The sequence below is a fragment of the Caenimonas soli genome, assembly GCF_013155545.1.
GTDB classification, from domain to species: Bacteria; Pseudomonadota; Gammaproteobacteria; order Burkholderiales; family Burkholderiaceae_C; genus Ramlibacter; species Ramlibacter soli.
The window spans coordinates 242,296-262,130 of record NZ_JABJVV010000004.1 but is presented as its reverse complement, the minus strand read 5'-3'; the positions used below and the strand labels follow the sequence as shown (position 1 = coordinate 262,130).

Below are 19,835 nucleotides of genomic sequence, written 5' to 3'. Positions count from 1 at the left end.
GGGTCAGGACTACTGGGCTGTTGGGCCTCACCGGGGGCTGGGCTTGAGGCGAGATGAAGATCTCGCCGCCCTCACGGCGCTTTTGGGCCCTACTCCGCCGTGATCTTCGCGATGCGAACGATGTCGCTCCAGCGCTTCATTTCAGACTGGACATAGGCGCAGAATGCATCGGGCGACTGGCCGCCGTCCACCGATCTGAAATCGGCGAGGCGGCGGGCCACCTCCGGATCTTTCAGCGCATGCGCGGCGGCGTCATGCAGCGCCTTGAGCACCGGCGCGGGCAAGCAGGAGGCGGCTCAGTGGTTGGGCCCTCCCCCCCGCTGGCGCAGGCTTCATCCTATTTAGCCTGCTGAATTTCCATCACCGTGTACTTGCCTCCCTCATTGGCGGCCTTGAATCGCACCTTGTCGCCAGGCTTTACCTTGTCGAGTTCCGTGGCATCTTTGACCTGGAACACCATCGTCATCGCAGGCATGTCGAGATTCTTGATCTCGCCGTGCTTCAGCGTGACTTTCTTGTTGTCCTTGTCGACCTTGCGAACCTCCGCCTCTGTGAAGTCGGTGGTGCTCGCAGTGGCTGCCTGCGCTTGCGCATGCGCGCTTGTGGCCATGACGGAGGACAAGCCAACCATGCCGGCAAAGAGAACGTGGGAGAGACTTTTCATGACTTGCTTCCTTGGTACTGCTGATAAACCGTGGCGCCACCACCCTTGGACAGCAACATCACGCTAAAGGGATCTTTACGATTCCCATAGATGGCCCCGTCCATGCCGGGTGATCCCACGGGCATTCCAGGAACCGCCAAACCGATGGCATTGGGCCTTTCCTTCAACAGGCGGTGGATTTCACGCGCCGGCACGTGGCCTTCAATGGCGTAGCCGCCGATCAGCGCCGTGTGGCACGAGCCATACTTGCTGGCGATGCCCAGCCTGGTCCGCGCTGCACCGTTCCCGGTCTCGTTGACCTTGACCTTGAAGCCATTGGCCTCGAGATGGGCTACCCATTCCTTGCAGCAGCCGCAGTCGGGATCCTTCCAGACCTCGGCGCGAATTGCGGACTTTGCGTGAGCTGTGAAAGCCAGCGGAGCCAGCAGCGCTGCGCCCGCGCCAAGCACAAAGTCGCGCCGTGATGGCTTCCGGGTAATGTGAGATGTTTCCATGCGTGCCTCCTTTCAGGGATTGACCTTGATTTTTCCGACCATGCCGGCCTGGTAGTGCCCGGCCACCAGGCAGGCGAAGTCGAATTCGCCGGCGCGATTGAAGTTCCATACGAGCTCGCCCTTCTTGCCTGGCCCGACATGGGCCATGTAGGGCTCGTCATGTTCCATAGTCGGGAACTTCATCATGAGTGCGGCATGCTCGTCGAGTTCCTTCCTCGTGCCGATCACCATCTCATGCATCATGTTTCCGGCGTTCTTGATGATGAACTTCACGGTATCGCCCTGCTTGACCTCGACAAGATTGGGGGAGAAGCGCATTTTGTCCGTCATAGTGATCTCGATGGTGCGCTTGGTGGCCCGGGGTTCGCCGGCGACGCCCCATGGCTTCTGCTCCTTCTTGACTTGGGCCGGTTTGCGCCCGTTGTTCTTCGCTTCATGGGCGTATGCGGTCGCGGCGAGCGCAACACTGAGCGCGAGCAAGAGTCTTTGCATGCTGTCCCTTTCTTAGTGGTGGGCGCCATGCCCGCTGGGTTTGCGAATCTGAACTTCGATGTCTTTCCTGGGTGCGGTCTTTGCAGGCATCGAGCCGGAGCCCGCTGTGGTTGCCCGTGCCGGGCCGGGCGGCGCGCCCTGGAATTCGAAGGCCACCGTGCCCGCCGGGTGCTTGAACCAGCCCGGGTTCTGGTAGTCGCCGGGCTTCTGGTCACGCCGCACTTTGACCACCGTGAACATGCCGCCCATTTCGACTGAGCCGAACGGGCCTACGCCGGACATCATGGGAGCTGTATTGTCCGGAAGCGGCATTTCCATCTCCGCCATGTCGGCCATGCCACGCTCGCCCATCACCATGTAGTCGGGCACCAGATTCGTGATTTCCTTGACCACCTTGCGATGGTCGACGCCGATCATGGTGGGGACGTCATGGCCCATCGCGTTCATCGTGTGGTGGCTCTTGTGGCAGTGGAAGGCCCAGTCGCCTTCCTCGTCCGCCAGGAATTCGATCTGGCGCATCTGTCCCACCGCCACGTCGGTGGTCACCTCATACCAGCGGGTGCTCTTGGGCGTTGGCCCGCCGTCCGTGCCGGTGACGAGGAACTCGTGGCCGTGCAGGTGGATGGGGTGGTTCGTCATGGTCAGGTTGCCGAAACGGATGCGCACCTTGTCGCCCTTGCGCACGTTCATCGAGTCGATGCCCGGGGAGATCCGGCTGTTGAACGTCCAGAGGTTGAAGTCGAGCATCGTCATGATCTTCGGCGTGAAAGACCCGGGCTCGATGTCGTAGGCGTTCAGCAGGAACACGAAGTCACGGTCTACCTGTTCGATGAGGGGATGGCGCTCCTTGGGATGCGTTACCCAGAAGCCCATCATCCCCATCGCCATCTGCGTCATCTCGTCAGCGTGCGGGTGGTACATGAAGGTGCCGGGACGACGGGCCACGAACTCATAGACGAACGTCTTGCCTGGCTCGATTGCTTTCTGCGTGAGGCCGCTGACGCCATCCATCCCGTTGGGCAGACGTTGCCCGTGCCAGTGAATGCTGGTGTGCTCCGGCAGCTTGTTTGTCACGTAGATGCGTACCCGATCGCCCTCGACCACTTCGATGGTGGGACCTGGCGACTGGCCGTTGTAGCCCCAAAGGTGAGCCTTGAACCCCGGCGTCATCTCCCGCACCACCGGTTCGGCAACAAGGTGGAATTCCTTGACGCCGTTGTTCATGCGCCAGGGCAGCGTCCAGCCATTCAAAGTGACGACAGGGTTGTAGTGTCGGCCGCTGCTGGGCACGAGCGGCGCCATGGTGTCCGGCTTGGTCTGGATCGCCGGTTCGGGCAATGCCGCCATGGCGACCTTGCTCACCGAGGCGGCCGCCACTGCTCCAGTGATGGCGCCTGCGCCGGTCAGAAAGTTTCGTCTCGAGGTCATTTTTATTTCAACCGGATCAGTGACCCTGGCCCTCGTTGGTGGTCGATGTACTGGCGGATACTGGAGTGACCGCCCCGGCCAGCGGCTTGCCGATCACCGCAGCTGACATGCTTGCGTCGGCCAGCCAGAACTGCTGCTGTGCATTGATGGACGCCATCACGCTTGCGATCTGATCCCGCGTGTCGGCCAGCAGCTCGAACACGCCTATCAGCATCCCGTTGTAGCGCAGCACGTTCTCGTCCGACATGGTCTTGCGCAATGGCACGATTTCGTCCCTGTAGTGCTTCGCAAGGTCGTAGGCACTCCGGTAGGCCGAGTAGCTCTCGCGCAGTTGCGATGACGCAGTCCGCACGACGCTTTCGTAGCGATTCGCGGCCGCCAACGACTGGGCATTCATCGCGGCCCGCTGGGCACCGCCCCAATCGAAGATCGGGAGCCGGATCGCCAGCTCATAGCCCTTGCGATTGGCTCGCTCGCCGCCGGCGTTGTCGAACACTGTGTCGTGGCGGGCGCCGAGTTCGACGTCGACCAGGCTGTTCAGGAGGGTCAAGCCCTGGGATCTTCCGGCGGCGTCCAGCTGCAGCCGAGCCATCTGCCAGTCGAGGCGTTGCTGCATCGCCGCGGTGCTGACCTCCGCAGCTGCGCGGGGCTCCTTCGGCAGGTCGGGCAGCCGCCCCGGCAGCTTCAGGCTCCCCGCCTGCGCGTCGTCCAGGCCCAATAGACGGACCAGTTCCTCGCGCGCGACCGTGGCCGCATGCTGCGCTGAAGCCAGTTGCGCTGTCGCATCCGCATAGAACGCATGCTGGCGGGCGCGCTGAAGCTTGGTGAAATTGCCTACCTGCTGCATCCGCCGAGCGAGTTCGGCGCTCGCATGTGCAGCTCTTTGGACCTGTTCGGCGTAGCCCAGGGTTTGCTGGGCGCTCACCGCCCGCACCCACGCCTGGCGTACCCGGCTGACCTGGTCCACCACGGCCGCTGTCAGTTGCAGCTTTGCCTGGGCCTGCTGGTTTCGGGAAATCACCTGCCGCTGCGGCAGTGTCAGCAGGTCCAGGAGCCCGATGGAAAGTAGCCGGCCCAGTTCCAGCTCGTTGCTCAGACGCATGCGTTCAAAGGTGAACACCGGGTTGGCGATCCTTCCGGTCTGGTTCGCCGCCGCCAAGTCTGCCCAGCCCTGAGCCAGCAAGGCCTGGAAGCCAGGACTGTTGGCCAGTGCGAGCTGCACGGCCTCATCCATGGACACCGGCTCGGCCAATAACTGCCTCGAAAGCTGGTCGCGCGCGTGGCGCTGTTCGGCCGTACGACTCAGTTCCACCCTGCCCTGTGCAAAGTCGCGTGCGGCCTCATTGGTCTCTCGCAAGCTTTGGTCGAGATCCACCGAGGCGCAACCCGCCAGCAGCAAGGCGGCACCGGTCAGCCCGATGCGTCGAATATTTGTTTGCATGGCCGAGTCCTTAGTGCTTGTGGCCACTGGACGGGGCGGGTGTCGCGGACGGAGCGCTCGGCGGAGCCGGTTTGGCGGCGCCTTCGCCTGCTTCTCGGGCATAGGCGCGCCAGCCGCCTACCTTGCCAACGGTATCGTTGGACTCCTTCCACGGGGCAAGCTTTTCCTCAGCGAAGGGCTGATAGCCCTCGAATGCGGACCTGTAGGGCGCGGGCGCGGATGCGGGACTCGCACCGGGGGGCTGGGCTTGCTGCGCCATGACAGCGGCGCACATGCTGCTAGCGATTAGGGCCAGCCAAAGCGCTGGTTTGGGGTGAAACATGAAATCCTCGCGTGTTGAACGACGACGCCACGGCCGATAGGCTGGTGGCGGACGAGCAAGTGCCCGGCTGCCGATCAGCGATGCTGTCGGCGAGACGGGGCGTCAGGCGCGAGGAGGTTTGTCAGGAACGGGTGTTGGCCGGCTATACACCAGCACCAACGGCTCCGCCGAAGTGGTCCGGGGAGCCTCAGAGAGCGTGAAGGATTGCACCGTCTGGTTGACGGCGACGGCGTGGCAACAGGCCGCGCAAATGCTGCACTTGTGGCCAGCATCGGGCAGGGTCGATCCACTGGAATGTTCACCGGTATCCGGCGCCGCCTGATGGTGTTTCGCATGATCATGAGTCACGGCCGGGGATTCGTGCACATCATGCCCGTGGTGCTCGTGCGCAGCTTCTGTCTGCTGAGCTTGAGCCTTTGCAGCCGGGCCGCAGTACAGCATGGACGCGGCAGCCAGCCCCTGCAGCGGAATCGCCAGGAGTAGTAGCCAAGCCAAGAACATGCGCAATCGGATCATTGCGGGGAATTCTACTGACTGTCGGCCATATTTGTGCGATGAAGGGTGGGAGGCAGGGTTACAGGTGGTGTTCTGAAACCTCCCAGGCCGGGCCGCTTGCGCACACTCGATCCGCAAAGTCTTCAACGAGCTTCGCGAAGGCGGCCGCGTCCGCCCAATGGGGAGCGTGGCCCGCGCCTTCCCACACAACTACCTGGGAGCGCGGCAAGCGCTGTCGGAGGGATGTCGGCATCCGGCGCCGGGACCATCGAGCCCGCCGTGCCCCAAAGAACCAGTGTCGGCACGGCCAGCCGGTCCAACTCGTCCGAGTAGTCGTCCTCGAACAGGCCTGCGAACGCCTGCTTCCAGATGGTTGCGGGCACCTTCAGGCTTTGTTCGACCATCTGGTCCATGAAGGGCTTAGCAACCGGTCTCGCCACGGTGCTCTGCTGGAACTCGTCGGCGAAGCCGAACTTGATCGGGTCGGCCAGTGGAGCTCCTCAGTCGGCCCGGATGTTGTTGGCCTTGACCACCTCGCCCCAGGTCTTGTAATGAGTGCGCGTCAGCGCGCCAAGCTGCTCGGGCGTGCCGCCGCCGGGCTCGTCGCCCCGGTCGAGAATGTTCTTGGCCACCGTTGGGTCCTTCAGCGCCGTGTTCATCGCGGCGTTGGCCTTCTTCACCACGTCGGCAGGCAGGTTGGGCGGGCCGTACAGGCCGATGAACGAGACGATGTTGAAGTCCTTGAGCCCCACCTCGGCGGCGGTCGGCACGTCCGGGAACGCGGGCACGCGCTTGTCGCTCGTGACCAGCAGCGGCCGCAATTGGCCCGACTTGATGAAAGGCGCGAGGACCGACGTGGCATCGAACATGGCGTCGAGCCGGCCCGCGATCAGATCGGTCATCGCCGGGCTGCTGCCTTTGTAAGGCACGTGGTTCATCGGCGGCTTGCCCAGGCGCTCGCGCAGCAGCTCCATCGTGACGTGCGGGAGCGCGCCCACGCCGCCGGTGCCGTAGTCGATGCCCTTGCCGCCCTTGCTCTTCGCCTTGACTTGCTCGACGAAGTCGGCGTAGGTCTTGACCGGCGAAGAACCCGGCACCGCGAGAACGAGAGCGGACTGCAGCATCACCCCGATGGGCGTCATCTGCCGCGTGTCGACAATGCCCACCGTCGTATAGACGTGAGCGGCGATCGTCATGGAACCGTTGCCGACGTACAGCTTGTAGCCATCCGGCGGCGCCTTCATCACTTCGACCGCGCCGATGTTGCCGTTCACGCCGGCCTTGTTGTCGATGACGACCGGTTGGCCAAGCGAGCTCTGCATGCCGGCCAGCAGCACACGGCCCGCGAAGTCGGTCTGGCCGCCCGGCGGGAAGCCGACGACGAGCGTGACCGGCTTGGTCGGCCAGGCGGCCTGCGCCCACGCGGCCGGCGCCGCCAACACGGCAACTCCCAGCGCGGCGCCGCCGACCAGGACAGAGCGGCGCGAGGCCGCGAAGTGGTTCGTCTGCATGTGAAGTTCTCCTTGGATTGGCCGAAGGACCGGCTGACGGGAGAAGGTAGGCTCTTGCAGTCGTTCGTCGGTGTCAAGTGCCAAGTACGGCCGAGTCAGCCCAGGACTACTGGACCGTTGGACTCACCGGCGGCTGGGCGTCAGGCGAAGTGAAGATCTGCGCCGCATCCACCGCATCGAAGCGATACTGCTGGCCACAGAATTCGCAGCCCACATCGATCTCCCCGCGTTCGGCCAGGATGCTGTCGGCCTCCTCCTGGCCCAACCCGCGAATCATCCTGGCCACTCGCTCGCGGCTGCAGGTACAGGCGAAGCGCGGCGTCTGCGGCTCGAAGCGCAAGAGCTTTTCTTCCCAGAACAGGCGGTGCAGGATGGTGTCGACATCCAGTTCCAGCAACTCCTCACGCTTCAGGCTGGCCGCCAGGATCGCGATGCGGTTGTAGTCCTCGTTCAGCCCGATTTCGTCTTCGTTGGCCTTGCTGACCAGGCTGCCGGCCAGGTTCCCCTCGCCTTGCATCGGCAAGCGCTGGATCAGCAGGCCCGCCGCCACCTTGCCATCGGCCGCCAGCACCAGCGTGGTGTCCAGCTGCTCGGACTGCAGCATGTAGTGCTCGAGCACCTCGCTGAGCTTTTCGATCTTCTCGCGATGATCACCGTGCAGGGGCACCACCCCCTGGTAAGGCTGCTGCCCGGGAAACTTGTCCTTCGGGTCGAGCGTGATCGCGCAGCGCCCCTTGTTGCCCAGGTTGACCATGTCGGAAAGCCGCGCGTTGCCATTCACCTCGCCCACCACGGTGGCGGTGGCCCGCAGGCTGAGATCGTGCTGCACTTCGGCTACGGCCACCTTGACCGGGCCGTGGCCAAAAATCTGCAGGATGAGCGCGCCGTTGAACTTGATGTTGGACTGCATCAGCACGCCGGCCGCGGCCATCTCGCCCAGAAGCTCCGCCACTGGGGCCGGCCACGCACCGGTGTTGTCATTCGAATCCCGGCGGGCCAGGATGTCGGTCCAGGCATCGGTCAGGCGCACGATGCTGCCGCGCACCGGCAGGCCATCAAAGATGAATTTGTGTAATTCGCTCAAAACAGGCGTCCTCAGGCGATCTTCTTCAGGCCTTTGGCATAACGCCGCGCGTTGTCTACATAGTGCTCGGCGCTCTGGGCGAGGTTGACGGCGGCGGCCTCGTCGAGCGTGCGCATCACCTTGGCCGGGCTGCCGAAGATCAGCGAATTGTCCGGGAACTGCTTGCCCTCGGTCACCACACTGCCGGCACCCACGATGCAGTTGCGGCCGATCTTCGCGCCGTTCAGGATAACGGTCTGGATGCCGATGAGGGACCCATCGCCGATGGTGCAGCCGTGCAGCATGACCTGGTGGCCCACCGTAACGTTCTCGCCTATGGTCAGCGGCATGCCCATGTCGGTGTGCAGCACCGAAAGATCCTGGATGTTGCTGTTGCGCCCAATGCGAATGGGCTCGTTGTCGCCGCGGAGCACCGCGCCGAACCACACGTTGGCGTTCGGTGCCAGTTCCACCGCCCCGATCACGGTTGCCGTGTCCGCCACCCAGGCGCCTTCGCCCAATTGGGGGGCCTTGCCGTCGAGCTCGTAAATTGCCATGTCTTGTTCCCGCAAAACCTAGAATTGTAGGGATGGAGCTCCGCCAACGTGCTCTGCAGGCCCTCTGCACGCCCGACCCCCTTGAAAAAGTAGCGCTAGCCCGCGCGCTGTGGACGGAGCGCGCTTCGTTTTCGATAGCAGAACAGGCGCCACCGCCGGGGCTTGAACTGCCGGGCCGCCCGCCCAGGCCCGAGCTCATCCATCCCGCCAAGGTGCCCCGCCGGTCCCCCTTCAAGCCCGAAGGCCTGGCGGCGCTGCTGCACGCCATCGCCCATATCGAGTTCAACGCGATCAATCTCGCGCTCGACGCCGCCTGGCGCTTCGACGGCATGCCGCCCGGGTTTTACGAAGACTGGGTGCGGGTGGCAGCGGAAGAGGCCTACCACTTCAGCCTGCTGCGCGAGCACCTCTCGTCACTGGGTTACGGCTACGGCGATTTCGCGGCCCACGACAACCTCTGGGGCATGTGCGAGAAGACTGCCGATGACGTCGTCGCCCGGATGGCGCTGGTGCCGCGGACCCTGGAAGCGCGCGGTCTGGACGCGACCCCGCAGATCCAGGACAAGCTGCGCCGGGTCGGGACCCCCGCGGCGCAGCGGGCAGTGGAGATCCTGGACGTGATCCTCACCGACGAGATCGGCCATGTGGCGATCGGCAACTACTGGTATCGCTGGCTGTGCGCGCGCGAAGGGCTGGACGCGGTGACGCACTACGAGGTGCTGGTTGCCCGCTACGATGCGCCGCGGCTGTATCCGCCGTTCAATGAAGACGCCCGCAAGAGCGCCGGGTTCACCGATGAGGAACTTGCGCGGCTGCCGCAGTGATATGTCAGAAGCTGTGGCGGACGCCCAGGTCGTAGCCGGTCGATCGATCGTTAGCGGCGGTCGTCGATCCGTTCAACGCCGTTGTGGCTCCACCGCTGTTGCCGACGCGGGCATAGGTGGCATACAGGGCGGTACGCTTGGACAGGTTATGCACATACCCGAGCGCGATCTTCCGCGAATGTGGCTGTGCGCCGGCGTCGGACCCGTAACGAGAGACAGCGACCTTGATTTCTCCCGGACCGGCCAGGACGACTGCGCCGAGCGTGTAGCCCTTCCCTGTCACGGCGATGGGCGATTCGGTTTTATCCCTGAAAATGGCACCCATCAGCCGCGCGCTCCCCGTATCGAAAATGGCCCCGACGTTGGTGCTGACGATATCGCCCGACGCCATGCGTGTCTCTGCGTACGCACCGGAAACCGTCAGCGGTCCGCCCTTGTAGCCGGCCCTCAGGCTGTAGCCGCTACCGTCTCGCTCCGTCGGTGTTCCGCTCGGGTTCTCGCCCAGGTAATATTGCGCCTGGCCGAAAAAGCCCCCGAGCTCCGCGGGGGTGAAGTAGCCAATTGCGTTCGAAGCGCGAGTGGACGTCTGGCCGGCCAGGGTTCCGACATTCACCTGGGTTGCGCCGACTCCCACGACGCTAAATGGGTCGGTATCCACGCGATTGCGGTAGTGGCCTGTGTAGTCGCGGCCGAGCCGCAGTTCGCCCCACGGTCCCGCCAGGCTGACGGTTGAGCGGCGGTTGAAGTTAAGGCCCTGAGTTCCCGCTGCCGCTGTCCCGGTGCCGGACGTCTGGTTGTTGGTGTTGGTGGCAAGCCCGGTGCCGTTGTCGGTATTGAACTGGGCCTCCAGCCAGAAACTCGCGGATAGTCCCCCGCCCAGGTCTTCGGTGCCGCGAAAACCGACACGCGAACTTGCGTTGGAGCCGCTGGTGAGCTGGTTGCGGCTTGCCGTGCTCCCCGAACCGTGTGCGTAAGCGGCATCGACGATGCCGAACAAGGTGACCGACGACTGTGCCAAGGTCCCCCCGGAATAGGCCAGGGTCGCCGCAGCGACGCAAAAAAGACTGTGTTGTCGGAAGCTGTGCATGGTGCCTTATGAGATTGAAGCTGTGCTGGAGAAACCGATGCTCGGCCATGGCGCATGGGCTGTAAATTGCGAAATTCCGAATGATTGATGCACTCTGACTATCACTGACATGACGAGCCAGCTCGTTCGATCCATTGGATGCATCAATACGTCCAAATATTGCAATTCACTCGACGCTGAGGTCGGTCCACACTTCGGCGCAGAGCTGCTGCCATACGGCACGGCCAGCGCAGGAGACACCAATGAGTACCCAGCAAGATGAACTCCGGTCATGGATCGGCCGCAGCGAGACTGTCCAGGACACTATCTATCCCACACCGGTCATCGCGCTGACGGCCACGCTGGATCACCCGGCGGCATCAGCGGCTACAGGCACGGCGCTCCCTCCCTTGTGGCATTGGCTGTACTTCCTGCCGATGCACCGGCAGAGTGACATCGGCGCTGACGGCCATGCCCGGCGCGGCGGCTTTCTTCCGCCGGTGCCGCTGCCGCGGCGCATGTGGGCCGGCAGCCAGTTCGAATTCCGCGCACCGATCCGGGTGGGCGATCGCGTCGCTCGCACTTCCACCATCGATGATGTTTCTACCAAGGAAGGCCGTACCGGAAAGCTGGTCTTCGTCAAGGTGCGCCACGAGGTACGTTGCAACGACAACAAAGACCCCGCGCTCGTCGAGTTCCACGACATCGTCTATCGCGAAGCGCAGGGCCCGAACGATGTCGCTCCGCCGCCCCAAGCCGCGCCGATCGACGCTGCGTGGCGCCGCCGGATCTTGCCGGACGATGTGCTGCTGTTTCGCTACTCCGCGCTCACCTTCAATGGCCATCGGATCCACTACGACCGCCAATATGTGACGCAGAAGGAAGGGTACCCCGGACTGATCGTGCATGGCCCGCTGATCGCCACGCTGCTGATGGATCTGCTCCGGCGCCAGATGCCCGACGCCGACGTGGCGAGCTTCCGCTTCAAGGCAGTCCGCCCCACCTTCGATCTCAATGCCTTCCATGTCAGCGGGCAACCGCAGGCCGATGGAAAGACCATCCACCTCTGGGCTTCGGACCACGACGGCTGGCTGACGATGGACGCAACCGCCGTCCTGCGTTGATTCACAGAAATTCCGGAGGCAACAACATGCAGCCACTCAACGGCATCACCGTGGTCACGCTGGAACACGCGATCGCAGCGCCCTTCGCAACCCGCCAGCTCGCCGACCTGGGCGCCCGCGTCATCAAGATCGAACGCCCGGGTTCGGGCGACTTTGCCCGCGGCTACGATGAGCGCGTCCACGGCCTGTCCTCGCACTTCGTGTGGACGAACCGCTCCAAGGAAAGCCTCACGCTCGACGTCAAGCACCCCGAGGCGGCCAGGATTCTCGAGCGCCTGGTGATCGAAAAGGCCGATGTCGTGGTGCAAAACCTGGCGCCCGGGGCCGCGGCTCGGCTCGGACTGGGCTACGAGAAGCTTTCGGCTATCAAGCCGACGCTGATCGTGTGCGACATCTCGGGCTATGGCGACGACCCGGCCAACCCCGGGCCGTATCGCGACAAGAAGGCCTACGACCTTCTCATCCAGAGCGAGGCCGGTTTCGTGTCGGTCACGGGCACATCCGACGAACCCTGCAAGGCCGGTCCTTCCATCGCCGACATCGCGGCTGGCATGTATGGGTACAGCAACATCCTCGCTGCCTTGCTGCAGCGCGGCCAGACCGGCAAGGGCCAGCGCATAGACATCTCCATGCTGGAGTCGCTCGCCGAATGGACGAGCTACCCTCTCTACTACGCCTTTGAGGGCGCGGCGCCGCCGCCGCGCACGGGCGCGAGCCATGCCACCATCTATCCGTACGGTCCCTTCCCGGCGGGCGACGGCACGGCCGTAATGCTGGGCCTGCAGAACGAGCGCGAATGGGTCAGCTTTTGCGACAAGGTCCTGGAGCAACCGGATCTCGCCAGCGACCCGCGCTTCACCGCAAACTTCAAGCGGGTGGCCGAGCGTGACGCGCTGCGCCGGATCATCGTCGAGGCCTTCTCGCCCCTCACCGGTGCGCAGGTCGTGGAGCGGCTCGAACTCGCGCAGATTGCCAACGCTCGCGTCAACACCATGCACGATGTCTGGGCGCATCCGCAGCTCAAGGCACGCGGGCGCTGGACGGAAGTCGGCTCGCCCAAGGGATCCTTGCCTGCCATGCTGCCGCCGGGCACCTGGGACGTGGGGCCGCGCATGGACCCCGTGCCCGCGCTTGGCCAGCACACCGATACGATCCTCGCCGAGCTGGGCTACGGCGCGGCCGAGATTGCGGCCCTGCACGCAACGAACGCGGTCTGAGGCGAGCCCGATGTTGGAAGCTCCCATCCAGCCGCGCACCTACCTGTTCGTTCCCGGAACGCGGCCGGAACGGTTCGGCAAGGCGCTGGCGAGCGGCGCCGACGCCGTGATCCTGGATCTCGAAGACGCGGTCGCGGCCGACGACAAGGCCGCGGCCCGCCAAATGATCGCGAACTGGTTCATGGGCGCGTCGCCCGCCGACAGGTCGCGCATCGTGGTCCGCATCAACGACGCCGAGTCGACGTGGTTTGCCGACGACCTGCGGGCGCTTCGAGAGGCCGGCGCCAGCAGCGTCCTGCTGCCCAAGGCCGAGTCGGCGCAGCAGATTGCCGAGACAAAGGCGGCGCTGCGCAATGCGAGCGTGCTCGCATTGATCGAAAGCGCGCGCGGCGTCGTACAGGTCGACACAGTGGCCGCTGCCGGCGCCTCCCGCCTGGTCTTCGGCACCCTTGATTTCGCCCTCGATCTTGACATCGACATGACGAGCGACGCCTCGGGACTGGCGTATGCGGCCAGCCGCATCGCGCTCGCCTCGCGCGTCGCGGGCCTTCCAACCCCGGTGGCCGGCATCACACCGCAGTTCGACGACCCGGTGCGCCTGCTCGCCGACCTGGCCGTCGCGAGAGGTCAGGGCTTCGGCGCCAAGCTGTGCATCCACCCCTGCCAGGTCGAGCCGATCCACGCGGCGCTGCGGCCCAGCGCCGAAGCGTTGGACTGGGCGCGGCGCGTGATCGCGGCCGATGCCGCATCGCCGGGCGCCGCCCGGCTCGACGGTCGCATGGTCGACCGTCCGGTGGTGCTGCAGGCGCAGCGCACCTTGGGCCTGGCCCGCGACTGACCCCATCCACTTCCTACCAGAGAGCGACACATACCATGGCCTCCACCATCATCGACTCACGCATCTTCGGCGACATGTTCAGCGACTCGCGAATGCGCGACGTCTGGTCCGACGAAAACCGCACCGCCAAGTACCTCGACATCGAGCGCGCCCTTGCCAAAGTCCAGGGCGAATTGGGAATCATCCCGAAGGAAGCGGCGGACGAGATCGTCCGCAACTGCAACCTGTCGCAGATCGACTGGGACAAGCTCAAGGCCAAGACCGAGCAGATCGGCTACCCCATCATCGCCGTGGTCAACCAGATCAACGCCAACTGTCGCGACAAGCTTGGCGAGTACTGCCACTGGGGCGCCACCACCCAGGACATCACCGATACCGCAGCAGTGCTGCAGATGCGCGAGGGTCTGGCGCTGGTCGAGCAAGACCTGGACGAGATCGCCGACGCTCTCGCTTCCCTTGCGAAAAAATACCGTGACACGCCCGTCATCGGCCGCTCCAACCTGCAGCAGGCCACGCCCATAACCTTCGGCTACAAGATGGCCAGCATCCTGGCCGGCATCGATCGCCACCGCGAACGCCTGCAGCAGTTGAAGCCGCGCGTGCTGATGGGCGAGTTTGGCGGCGCCTCGGGCACCCTCTCCTCACTGGAAAAAGGCGCGATGGAAACGCAGGCCGGCCTCATGAAGGAACTGGGCCTGGCCCAGCCGCTGATCTCCTGGCACACCGTGCGCGACACCATTGCCGAAGTCGGCGCTTTCCTGGCTCTGGTCGGTGGCTCGCTCGGCAAGATCGCGATGGACGTCAAGCTGATGATGCAAACCGAGGTGGCAGAGGTGTTCGAGCCGTACGCGCCGGGCCGGGGCTCGTCGTCCACCATGCCGCAAAAGCGCAACCCGATCTCCTGTCTCTACATCCACGCCAACATCTCGGTGGCGCGCCAGCATGCCGCGGCACTAATGGACGCGATGGTGGCCGACCACGAGCGCTCCACCGGCCCGTGGGAAATCGAATGGGTCTCGCTTCCCGAGATCTTCTGCCTCATGTCGGGAGCGCTGAAGCAGACCAAGTTCGTTCTCAAAGGTCTCGAAGTGGACGCCGCGCGCATGCGCGCCAACATCGACATGACCAACGGGCTGGTGATGTCGGAGGCGGTGATGATGGGCCTGGGCCCGTACATCGGCCGCGAATACGCGCACGACCTCGTGTATGACCTGTGCCGGCAGGCGATCAAGGAAAACCGCCCCCTGATCGAGATACTGGCTGCGCACGGTGAGATCTGCAAGCACGTCACGCGTGCCCAGCTCGAAGCCATGTGCGATCCCGCGAACCACCTCGGCCAAGCCGGAGTGATGGTCGACCGGGTCTTGGCCCACCGGCGCTGATCCCACCCCCCGTTTGCGTCAGGACGCAGTGCGTCGGCTTGCGGGCTTTCCGCGCTTGACCTTCATCTCGGTGAAAAATTCATAGAGCTGCTGGGCCGCCGGGGACAGGGAGCGCCCCTTGCGCCGGATCAGTCCGATCTTGCGGGTGACGACCGGATCGAGGAGCGGCACGCTCACCAGAAGCGGATGATCGGCGCCCGGCATAGCGATAGATGGCACCGCGGCCACGCCGAGGCCCGCTTCGACCAACCCGAGCATTGTGGTCACGTGCTCTGTCTCATAGATGCTCTGCGGCCGTCCCGGCACATTGGAAAGCGCCTGATCGAGCAACAGCCGGTTCCCGGACGCCTTGCTCACGGAGATGTAGTCATACTGCGCCAGTTCGGTCCATGTGGCGCGGCGCTTCTTTGCCAACGGATGGTCGCGCCGGCAAGCAGCGACGAAGCGCTCCTCCATCAGCGGCTTGAACTCGATGTCGGGTTCCTGACCGCCGACGAAGTTGAGTCCGAAGTCGGCTTCGCTGCGCGACACCGCCGTAAGCACTTCGTTGGCGCTGGCATCGAACACCTTGACCCTGATCTTCGGGTAGCGCTCGTGGTAGCGTGAAATCACCTGCGGCAGGAAGTAGTAGACGGTCGACGGCACGCAGGCAATCGTTACCTCGCCCATGCGGGTCGCGGCCACGCCCCTTATGCCGAGCAGCGTGTGGTCCAGGTCATCGAGAAGTTGCTGCACCTTGCGGTCGAAATCGCGGCCCACAGACGTCAGGCTCACGTGCCGCGTGGTGCGCTCGAGCAGTTGGACGCCCAGGGCCTCCTCGAGTTTCTCGATACGCCTGCTGAAGGCGGGTTGCGAGACATGAAGCGCTTCTGCCGCCTTGCGGAAGCTGCTGAGTTCGGCCACGGCACGAAAAGCCTGAAGGTCGTTGAGATTGAAGTTGATGGCCATCGGCTGTTCCTCAGAAAAACGCCTCACTGATCGACGGTGCGCATCAATCGATTCTAAACATGCAATTCACAGAATTTTCCGTCCGGCGGACCATAGAGCCCATTCCAGGAACAACAGTCCACCAAGTTCCGCATTCACATCCACCGGAGTAGACAAATGCAATTTTCCCGACCTCATCTTTTCGGCGCCGCCGCACTGGCCGCCACCCTCGCCTGCGGGAGCGCATTCGCCGCTTATCCCGAAAAGGCCATCACCATCGTGGTGCCGACCGCTGCGGGCGGCGCCAACGATGCGATGGCGCGGGTCGTCGGCCAAGCCATGTCGGCGATCCTCAAGCAGCCCGTCATCGTCGACAACAAGGCCGGCGCCAATGGCGCGATCGCGAGCGAATTCGTCATGCGCGCCCCACCTGACGGCTACACGCTGATGCTGGGCTACATCGCGACTCACGCCATGAACCCGTCATTGCAGAAGCTGCGCTACGACCCGGTAAAAGATTTCGAACCCGTCGCCATGGTCGGCTCGTCGGCTACCTTGATGGTCGTGGCGCCCACGGTCAAGGCCAGCAACGCCAAGGAGGTGGTGGCGATGCTCAAGGCTGCCCCCGACAAGAGCAGCTACGCCTCGGCGGGCAATGGCACGGCGCCCCACTTCGCGGCCGAGATGTTCAAGCTCTCGACGGGCACCGCGATGCTTCACGTGCCGTACAAGGGCTCCGCACCGGCGATCACCGACACCATCGGCGGCCAGACCCAGGTGATGTTCCCCAGCCTGTTTACCGCCATGCCCTACGTGAAGGGCGGCAAGCTGAAGGCGGTGGGCGTCGCCGGGGAGAAGCGCTCGGCGCTGATGCCCGACGTGCCGACGCTCAAGGAACAAGGCATCACCGGCGTCGATGTCTCCCAGTGGTACGCTATCTTCGCGCCCGCAAAGACGCCCAAACCGGTGGTGGACCAACTCAACAAGGTCCTTAACCAGGTGCTCGCTGACAAGAGCGTCGTCCAGCGCCTCGAAGGCCACGGCGCGGAGGTCTCCACCATGTCGCCGGACCAGTTGCGCAGTTATGTTGAGCAGGAACAGGTCAAGTGGAAGAAGGTGGTGCAGGCTGCAAAGCTGACAGCCGACTGAGATGAACAAGATCATCCCCTGCGTGCTCATGCGCGCCGGCACCTCGCGAGGGCCGTTCTTCCTGCGCGAGTGGCTCCCCGAGGGTGATGAGGCGCGGGACCAGGCGCTGATCGGTGCCATCGGTGCCTCCGATCCCCTCCAGCTCGATGGGGTCGGCGGCGGCAGCACGCTCAACAGCAAGGTCGCCATCGTCTCGCGCTCCACCCAACCCGGCTGCGACCTCGACTACCTGTTCGCACAAGTGGGCGTCGGGCATCGTTCGGTCGACACACGGCCCAACTGCGGCAACATGCTGTCCGGCGTGGCACCTTTCGCGATCGAACAGGGTCTGATTCCCGCCCGGGATGGAACCACCAGCGTGCGTGTATACAACGTCAACACAGGCTCGCGCATCGACGTGACGGTGCGCACGCCCGGCGGTCGCGTCAGCTACGAAGGCGATGCGCGCATCGACGGCGTGGCCGGGACTGCGGCACCCATCCTGCTCAACTTTCTGGACGCTTGGGGCGCTGTCACAGGGCAGGTCTTTCCGACTGGCAAGCGCATCGACACCATCGACGGCGTCGAGGTGACCTGCATCGACGCGGCGATGCCCCTGATGATCGTGCGCGCCTCCGACCTGGGCCTGACCGGTCGCGAGAAGCCGGCAGCGCTGGACGCGGACACCCCGCTGCTGGAGCGGCTGGAGGCCCTGCGCCTGCAGGCCGGCCGCATGATGGGCCTGGGCGACGTGTCGAACAGTGTCATTCCGAAGCCGGTGCTGGTAAGCGCAGGTGATTCGCCCAACAGCGTGACCTCCCGCTACTTCACGCCGCGCCGCTGCCACGCATCCCACGCCGTGACAGGTGCCATCGGCGTTGCCAGCGCCTTTGCGCTGCCCGGCACCGTGGCAAGCGGCATGGCGCGCGAACCGGGGCGGCATGCCCTGGTCGTGCTGCATCCGGCCGGTCAAATCGATGTGGAAGTCGAGTTGAAAGGCACAGGAGAGCATGCGGCCGTCGAGCGCGCCGCGCTGGTCCGCACCGCACGCAAGATCATGCAGGGCGAACTGCATTTGCCGGACTACGTGTTTTCGCGACCCGACACGACGGCCAAGGTGCCATCGACCTTCCCGCACAAGGCTCTCACGATCATCGTGCCAACTCGTGCGGGTGGCGGTAACGACGCCATGGCGCGAATCATTGCCGGCAAGCTGAGTCCCCTGCTGGGTCAGGAAGTGCTGGTGGACAACCGGGCCGGCGCGAATGGCGCTGTTGCGAGCGAGTATGTGGCGCTTGCCGAACCGGACGGCCACACGCTCATGTTCGGCTACATCGGCACGCATGCAATGAATCCTGCATTGCAGAAGGTCGGTTACGACCCGGTCGCCGATTTCGCGCCGATCGGACTGGTCGGCTCATCTCCTACCCTGATGGTGGCCCATCCGGACAAAGCCCCTGCCGACGTGGCGACGCTGATTGCGAAGCTGAAGGCCGAGCCGCGCCGATTCGTCTACGCCTCGGCCGGTGACGGCACGCCGCCGCACTTTGCCGCGGAACTGTTCCAGCTAAGCAGTGGCACGTCAATGGCCGGTGCGACCTACGAAGGCGCGGCCCCGGCGATCGCCGACACGGTCGCGGGCCGTTCGCAGATCATGTTTCCCAGTCTCTTTACGGCGCATCCGTTCATTCGCGCCGGGTACTTGCGGGCATTGGCGGTCGCGGGTCCGCAGCGACTGCCCGGTCTGGCGGAAGTCCCCACCTTGGCGGAACTCGGTGTGGACGGTGTCGACATCGCGCAGTGGTACGGTTTGTTCGCGCCAAGTGGCACGCCCGCAGAGACCATCGGCAAGCTCAACGAATTGTTGAACGAGGTGCTTAACGATCCGGAAGTGGTGGAACGCTTCCAGAGCAATGGTGCGCAGGTCGAACCGGGTAGTCCCGCTGCGCTTTCAGCGAAGGTGAACGCCGAACTCGCGCGCTGGTCGAAGGTTGTGGCACAGGGCAGACTGGCGCCGCACGAGTCCCGTCTGGTCACGCTGGACTGAGATCGCGACTGCGGTCGAGCCAGCGCACGGCTCATGATGCCTGCGAGCCTCGAGCCCGAGCAAGGGTCCGGCGCGCCTGCAGCACCACCGGGAGATCCACCATGCGGCCGTCGATTTGCACGGCGGCGCCACCGGAGGTGGCGTCCGCGGCAATCACACGCCGCGCCCAATCGACCTCCTCTGCCGTCGGCGACAGGAACTCGTGGATAAGAGGCACCTGGCGCGGATGGATGCACAGCTTGCCACCGAAGCCGAAGCGCAGCGCCCGCCGAGTGTCTTCACGCAGCTTATCGTCGTCGCCGATGGCGACCGTCACTCCGTCTATGCGCGCCGTGCCATGCTGGAACTTGATCGCGCACGGGCCGAAATCGGCGGCGCTGTCGACGGCATCGGCGGCCTCGTCACGGTGGGGCTGCTGCCAAGCACCTGCGACCTGATTTCCAGCCCGCTGGTGAGTGCCGTCGCGGCCAACGACCCGGGCATCCGCATGAGGATCTCAATGGGTTATGCCGGCACGCTGCAGCAGTGGATCGCGGTCGAGACCAATGCGATGAGCGTCCAGAAGAGCCTTGTGCTCGGCGGCCATGGCCTCACGACTCTTCCGCCGGTTGCCTTCGCCGATGAACTGGCGCGCAAGCTTGTCTCGGCCGCACCGCTCTGCAATCCGAAGATCACCCGGACGATCGTTCTTGCCCTTCCAGCCAACCGGGCGATCGGCCAGCACGTGCGGCGTGCCGTCGTGCTCTTGGTGGGGTGCGCGAAGGATGCAGTCGAACGAGGAGCGTGGCCGGAGGGGCGGTGGCTGGGACCCTGAA

Annotated in this window: 22 protein-coding genes; 8 read left to right on the top strand and 14 right to left on the bottom strand. The window is 64.5% G+C overall.

All coding sequences use genetic code 11. From position 1 onward, the window contains the following. Positions 1-89 precede the first annotated feature (89 nt). From HNE04_RS08275 to HNE04_RS08225, 11 genes are all read right to left on the bottom strand, one after another. Positions 90-284, bottom strand: a complete 195-nt coding sequence (locus HNE04_RS08275; RefSeq protein WP_172218058.1) for a tripartite tricarboxylate transporter substrate-binding protein — start codon at positions 282-284, stop codon at positions 90-92. Between the two features lie 53 nt (positions 285-337). Further along, complete coding sequence (locus tag HNE04_RS08270; protein WP_172218057.1) at positions 338-664, bottom strand: copper-binding protein; 327 nt, start codon at positions 662-664, stop codon at positions 338-340. Further along, entirely contained in the window at positions 661-1,158 is a 498-nt protein-coding gene (locus tag HNE04_RS08265) for a DUF411 domain-containing protein (RefSeq protein WP_172218056.1), read from the bottom strand. Before HNE04_RS08265 ends, HNE04_RS08270 begins: the two co-directional genes overlap by 4 nt. Positions 1,159-1,170: 12 nt before the next feature. After that, positions 1,171-1,650: a cupredoxin domain-containing protein gene (locus tag HNE04_RS08260; RefSeq protein WP_172218055.1), complete on the bottom strand. Its 480-nt coding sequence runs from the start codon at positions 1,648-1,650 to the stop codon at positions 1,171-1,173. A gap of 12 nt (positions 1,651-1,662) precedes the next feature. Beyond that, complete coding sequence (locus tag HNE04_RS08255; RefSeq protein WP_172218054.1) at positions 1,663-3,078, bottom strand: copper oxidase; 1,416 nt, start codon at positions 3,076-3,078, stop codon at positions 1,663-1,665. 16 nt (positions 3,079-3,094) lie between these two features. After that, positions 3,095-4,519 (bottom strand): TolC family protein, encoded by a 1,425-nt coding sequence (locus tag HNE04_RS08250; RefSeq protein ID WP_172218053.1) that lies wholly within the window; start codon positions 4,517-4,519, stop codon positions 3,095-3,097. Positions 4,520-4,943: 424 nt separating this feature from the next. Next, entirely contained in the window at positions 4,944-5,357 is a 414-nt protein-coding gene (locus HNE04_RS08245) for a DUF2946 family protein (protein WP_172218052.1), read from the bottom strand. A gap of 122 nt (positions 5,358-5,479) precedes the next feature. Next, positions 5,480-5,749, bottom strand: coding sequence for an alpha/beta fold hydrolase (locus HNE04_RS08240; RefSeq protein ID WP_172218051.1), 270 nt, complete (start codon positions 5,747-5,749; stop codon positions 5,480-5,482). 87 nt (positions 5,750-5,836) lie between these two features. After that, positions 5,837-6,847, bottom strand: coding sequence for a Bug family tripartite tricarboxylate transporter substrate binding protein (locus HNE04_RS08235; protein WP_172218050.1), 1,011 nt, complete (start codon positions 6,845-6,847; stop codon positions 5,837-5,839). A 106-nt stretch (positions 6,848-6,953) separates the two neighbouring features. Continuing rightward, the gene (hslO, locus tag HNE04_RS08230) at positions 6,954-7,931 is read right to left on the bottom strand and encodes an Hsp33 family molecular chaperone HslO (protein ID WP_172218049.1); all 978 of its coding nucleotides are present in this window, start codon (positions 7,929-7,931) and stop codon (positions 6,954-6,956) included. Positions 7,932-7,942: 11 nt separating this feature from the next. Next, positions 7,943-8,467 carry a gamma carbonic anhydrase family protein gene (locus HNE04_RS08225; RefSeq protein WP_172218048.1) on the bottom strand — a complete coding sequence of 175 codons (525 nt, stop codon included), beginning with the start codon at positions 8,465-8,467 and terminating at the stop codon, positions 7,943-7,945. 32 nt (positions 8,468-8,499) lie between these two features. On the opposite strand from HNE04_RS08225, the gene HNE04_RS08220 reads away from it, so the two are divergent. After that, positions 8,500-9,291: a ferritin-like domain-containing protein gene (locus tag HNE04_RS08220; protein WP_172218047.1), complete on the top strand. Its 792-nt coding sequence runs from the start codon at positions 8,500-8,502 to the stop codon at positions 9,289-9,291. A 4-nt stretch (positions 9,292-9,295) separates the two neighbouring features. Here the strand turns inward: HNE04_RS08220 and HNE04_RS08215 are convergent, their stop codons facing one another. Beyond that, entirely contained in the window at positions 9,296-10,378 is a 1,083-nt protein-coding gene (locus HNE04_RS08215) for a porin (RefSeq protein ID WP_172218046.1), read from the bottom strand. A gap of 242 nt (positions 10,379-10,620) precedes the next feature. Between HNE04_RS08215 and HNE04_RS08210 the strand changes: the two genes are divergently transcribed. Genes HNE04_RS08210 through pcaB form a run of 4 tightly spaced genes read left to right on the top strand, consistent with a single transcriptional unit; the run spans position 10,621 to position 14,918 of the window. Continuing rightward, positions 10,621-11,481: an FAS1-like dehydratase domain-containing protein gene (locus tag HNE04_RS08210; RefSeq protein ID WP_172218045.1), complete on the top strand. Its 861-nt coding sequence runs from the start codon at positions 10,621-10,623 to the stop codon at positions 11,479-11,481. A gap of 26 nt (positions 11,482-11,507) precedes the next feature. Continuing rightward, positions 11,508-12,698 (top strand): CaiB/BaiF CoA transferase family protein, encoded by a 1,191-nt coding sequence (locus HNE04_RS08205; protein WP_172218044.1) that lies wholly within the window; start codon positions 11,508-11,510, stop codon positions 12,696-12,698. 10 nt (positions 12,699-12,708) lie between these two features. Beyond that, positions 12,709-13,536 (top strand): HpcH/HpaI aldolase/citrate lyase family protein, encoded by an 828-nt coding sequence (locus HNE04_RS08200; RefSeq protein ID WP_172218043.1) that lies wholly within the window; start codon positions 12,709-12,711, stop codon positions 13,534-13,536. A gap of 35 nt (positions 13,537-13,571) precedes the next feature. Beyond that, a complete protein-coding gene (gene pcaB, locus HNE04_RS08195; protein WP_172218042.1) occupies positions 13,572-14,918 on the top strand; it encodes a 3-carboxy-cis,cis-muconate cycloisomerase in 1,347 nt (448 codons plus the stop codon). 18 nt (positions 14,919-14,936) lie between these two features. Here pcaB and HNE04_RS08190 read toward each other — a convergent pair whose 3' ends face one another. Beyond that, positions 14,937-15,866, bottom strand: coding sequence for a LysR family transcriptional regulator (locus HNE04_RS08190; RefSeq protein WP_172218041.1), 930 nt, complete (start codon positions 15,864-15,866; stop codon positions 14,937-14,939). Between the two features lie 156 nt (positions 15,867-16,022). Between HNE04_RS08190 and HNE04_RS08185 the strand changes: the two genes are divergently transcribed. Then, positions 16,023-16,994: a Bug family tripartite tricarboxylate transporter substrate binding protein gene (locus HNE04_RS08185; protein ID WP_172218040.1), complete on the top strand. Its 972-nt coding sequence runs from the start codon at positions 16,023-16,025 to the stop codon at positions 16,992-16,994. A gap of 1 nt (position 16,995) precedes the next feature. Beyond that, positions 16,996-19,020, top strand: a complete 2,025-nt coding sequence (locus HNE04_RS08180) for a 4-oxalomesaconate tautomerase (protein WP_172218039.1) — start codon at positions 16,996-16,998, stop codon at positions 19,018-19,020. A gap of 31 nt (positions 19,021-19,051) precedes the next feature. On the opposite strand, the gene HNE04_RS08175 is transcribed toward HNE04_RS08180, so the two are convergent. Beyond that, positions 19,052-19,336: an HpcH/HpaI aldolase/citrate lyase family protein gene (locus HNE04_RS08175; RefSeq protein ID WP_207717484.1), complete on the bottom strand. Its 285-nt coding sequence runs from the start codon at positions 19,334-19,336 to the stop codon at positions 19,052-19,054. 21 nt (positions 19,337-19,357) lie between these two features. Between HNE04_RS08175 and HNE04_RS08170 the strand changes: the two genes are divergently transcribed. Then, positions 19,358-19,834 carry a LysR substrate-binding domain-containing protein gene (locus tag HNE04_RS08170; protein ID WP_172218038.1) on the top strand — a complete coding sequence of 159 codons (477 nt, stop codon included), beginning with the start codon at positions 19,358-19,360 and terminating at the stop codon, positions 19,832-19,834. The last annotated feature ends 1 nt before the right edge of the window (position 19,835 follow it).

Coding starts and splice junctions, on each gene's coding strand:
- HNE04_RS08270 (WP_172218057.1), bottom strand. CDS start 664: ATGAAAAGTCTCTCCCACGTTCTCTTTGCCGGCATGGTTGGCTTGTCC.
- HNE04_RS08265 (WP_172218056.1), bottom strand. CDS start 1,158: ATGGAAACATCTCACATTACCCGGAAGCCATCACGGCGCGACTTTGTG.
- HNE04_RS08260 (WP_172218055.1), bottom strand. CDS start 1,650: ATGCAAAGACTCTTGCTCGCGCTCAGTGTTGCGCTCGCCGCGACCGCA.
- HNE04_RS08255 (WP_172218054.1), bottom strand. CDS start 3,078: ATGACCTCGAGACGAAACTTTCTGACCGGCGCAGGCGCCATCACTGGA.
- HNE04_RS08250 (WP_172218053.1), bottom strand. CDS start 4,519: ATGCAAACAAATATTCGACGCATCGGGCTGACCGGTGCCGCCTTGCTG.
- HNE04_RS08245 (WP_172218052.1), bottom strand. CDS start 5,357: ATGATCCGATTGCGCATGTTCTTGGCTTGGCTACTACTCCTGGCGATT.
- HNE04_RS08240 (WP_172218051.1), bottom strand. CDS start 5,749: ATGGACCAGATGGTCGAACAAAGCCTGAAGGTGCCCGCAACCATCTGG.
- HNE04_RS08235 (WP_172218050.1), bottom strand. CDS start 6,847: ATGCAGACGAACCACTTCGCGGCCTCGCGCCGCTCTGTCCTGGTCGGC.
- HNE04_RS08225 (WP_172218048.1), bottom strand. CDS start 8,467: ATGGCAATTTACGAGCTCGACGGCAAGGCCCCCCAATTGGGCGAAGGC.
- HNE04_RS08220 (WP_172218047.1), top strand. CDS start 8,500: ATGGAGCTCCGCCAACGTGCTCTGCAGGCCCTCTGCACGCCCGACCCC.
- HNE04_RS08215 (WP_172218046.1), bottom strand. CDS start 10,378: ATGCACAGCTTCCGACAACACAGTCTTTTTTGCGTCGCTGCGGCGACC.
- HNE04_RS08210 (WP_172218045.1), top strand. CDS start 10,621: ATGAGTACCCAGCAAGATGAACTCCGGTCATGGATCGGCCGCAGCGAG.
- HNE04_RS08205 (WP_172218044.1), top strand. CDS start 11,508: ATGCAGCCACTCAACGGCATCACCGTGGTCACGCTGGAACACGCGATC.
- HNE04_RS08200 (WP_172218043.1), top strand. CDS start 12,709: ATGTTGGAAGCTCCCATCCAGCCGCGCACCTACCTGTTCGTTCCCGGA.
- pcaB (WP_172218042.1), top strand. CDS start 13,572: ATGGCCTCCACCATCATCGACTCACGCATCTTCGGCGACATGTTCAGC.
- HNE04_RS08190 (WP_172218041.1), bottom strand. CDS start 15,866: ATGGCCATCAACTTCAATCTCAACGACCTTCAGGCTTTTCGTGCCGTG.
- HNE04_RS08185 (WP_172218040.1), top strand. CDS start 16,023: ATGCAATTTTCCCGACCTCATCTTTTCGGCGCCGCCGCACTGGCCGCC.
- HNE04_RS08180 (WP_172218039.1), top strand. CDS start 16,996: ATGAACAAGATCATCCCCTGCGTGCTCATGCGCGCCGGCACCTCGCGA.
- HNE04_RS08170 (WP_172218038.1), top strand. CDS start 19,358: ATGCTGGAACTTGATCGCGCACGGGCCGAAATCGGCGGCGCTGTCGAC.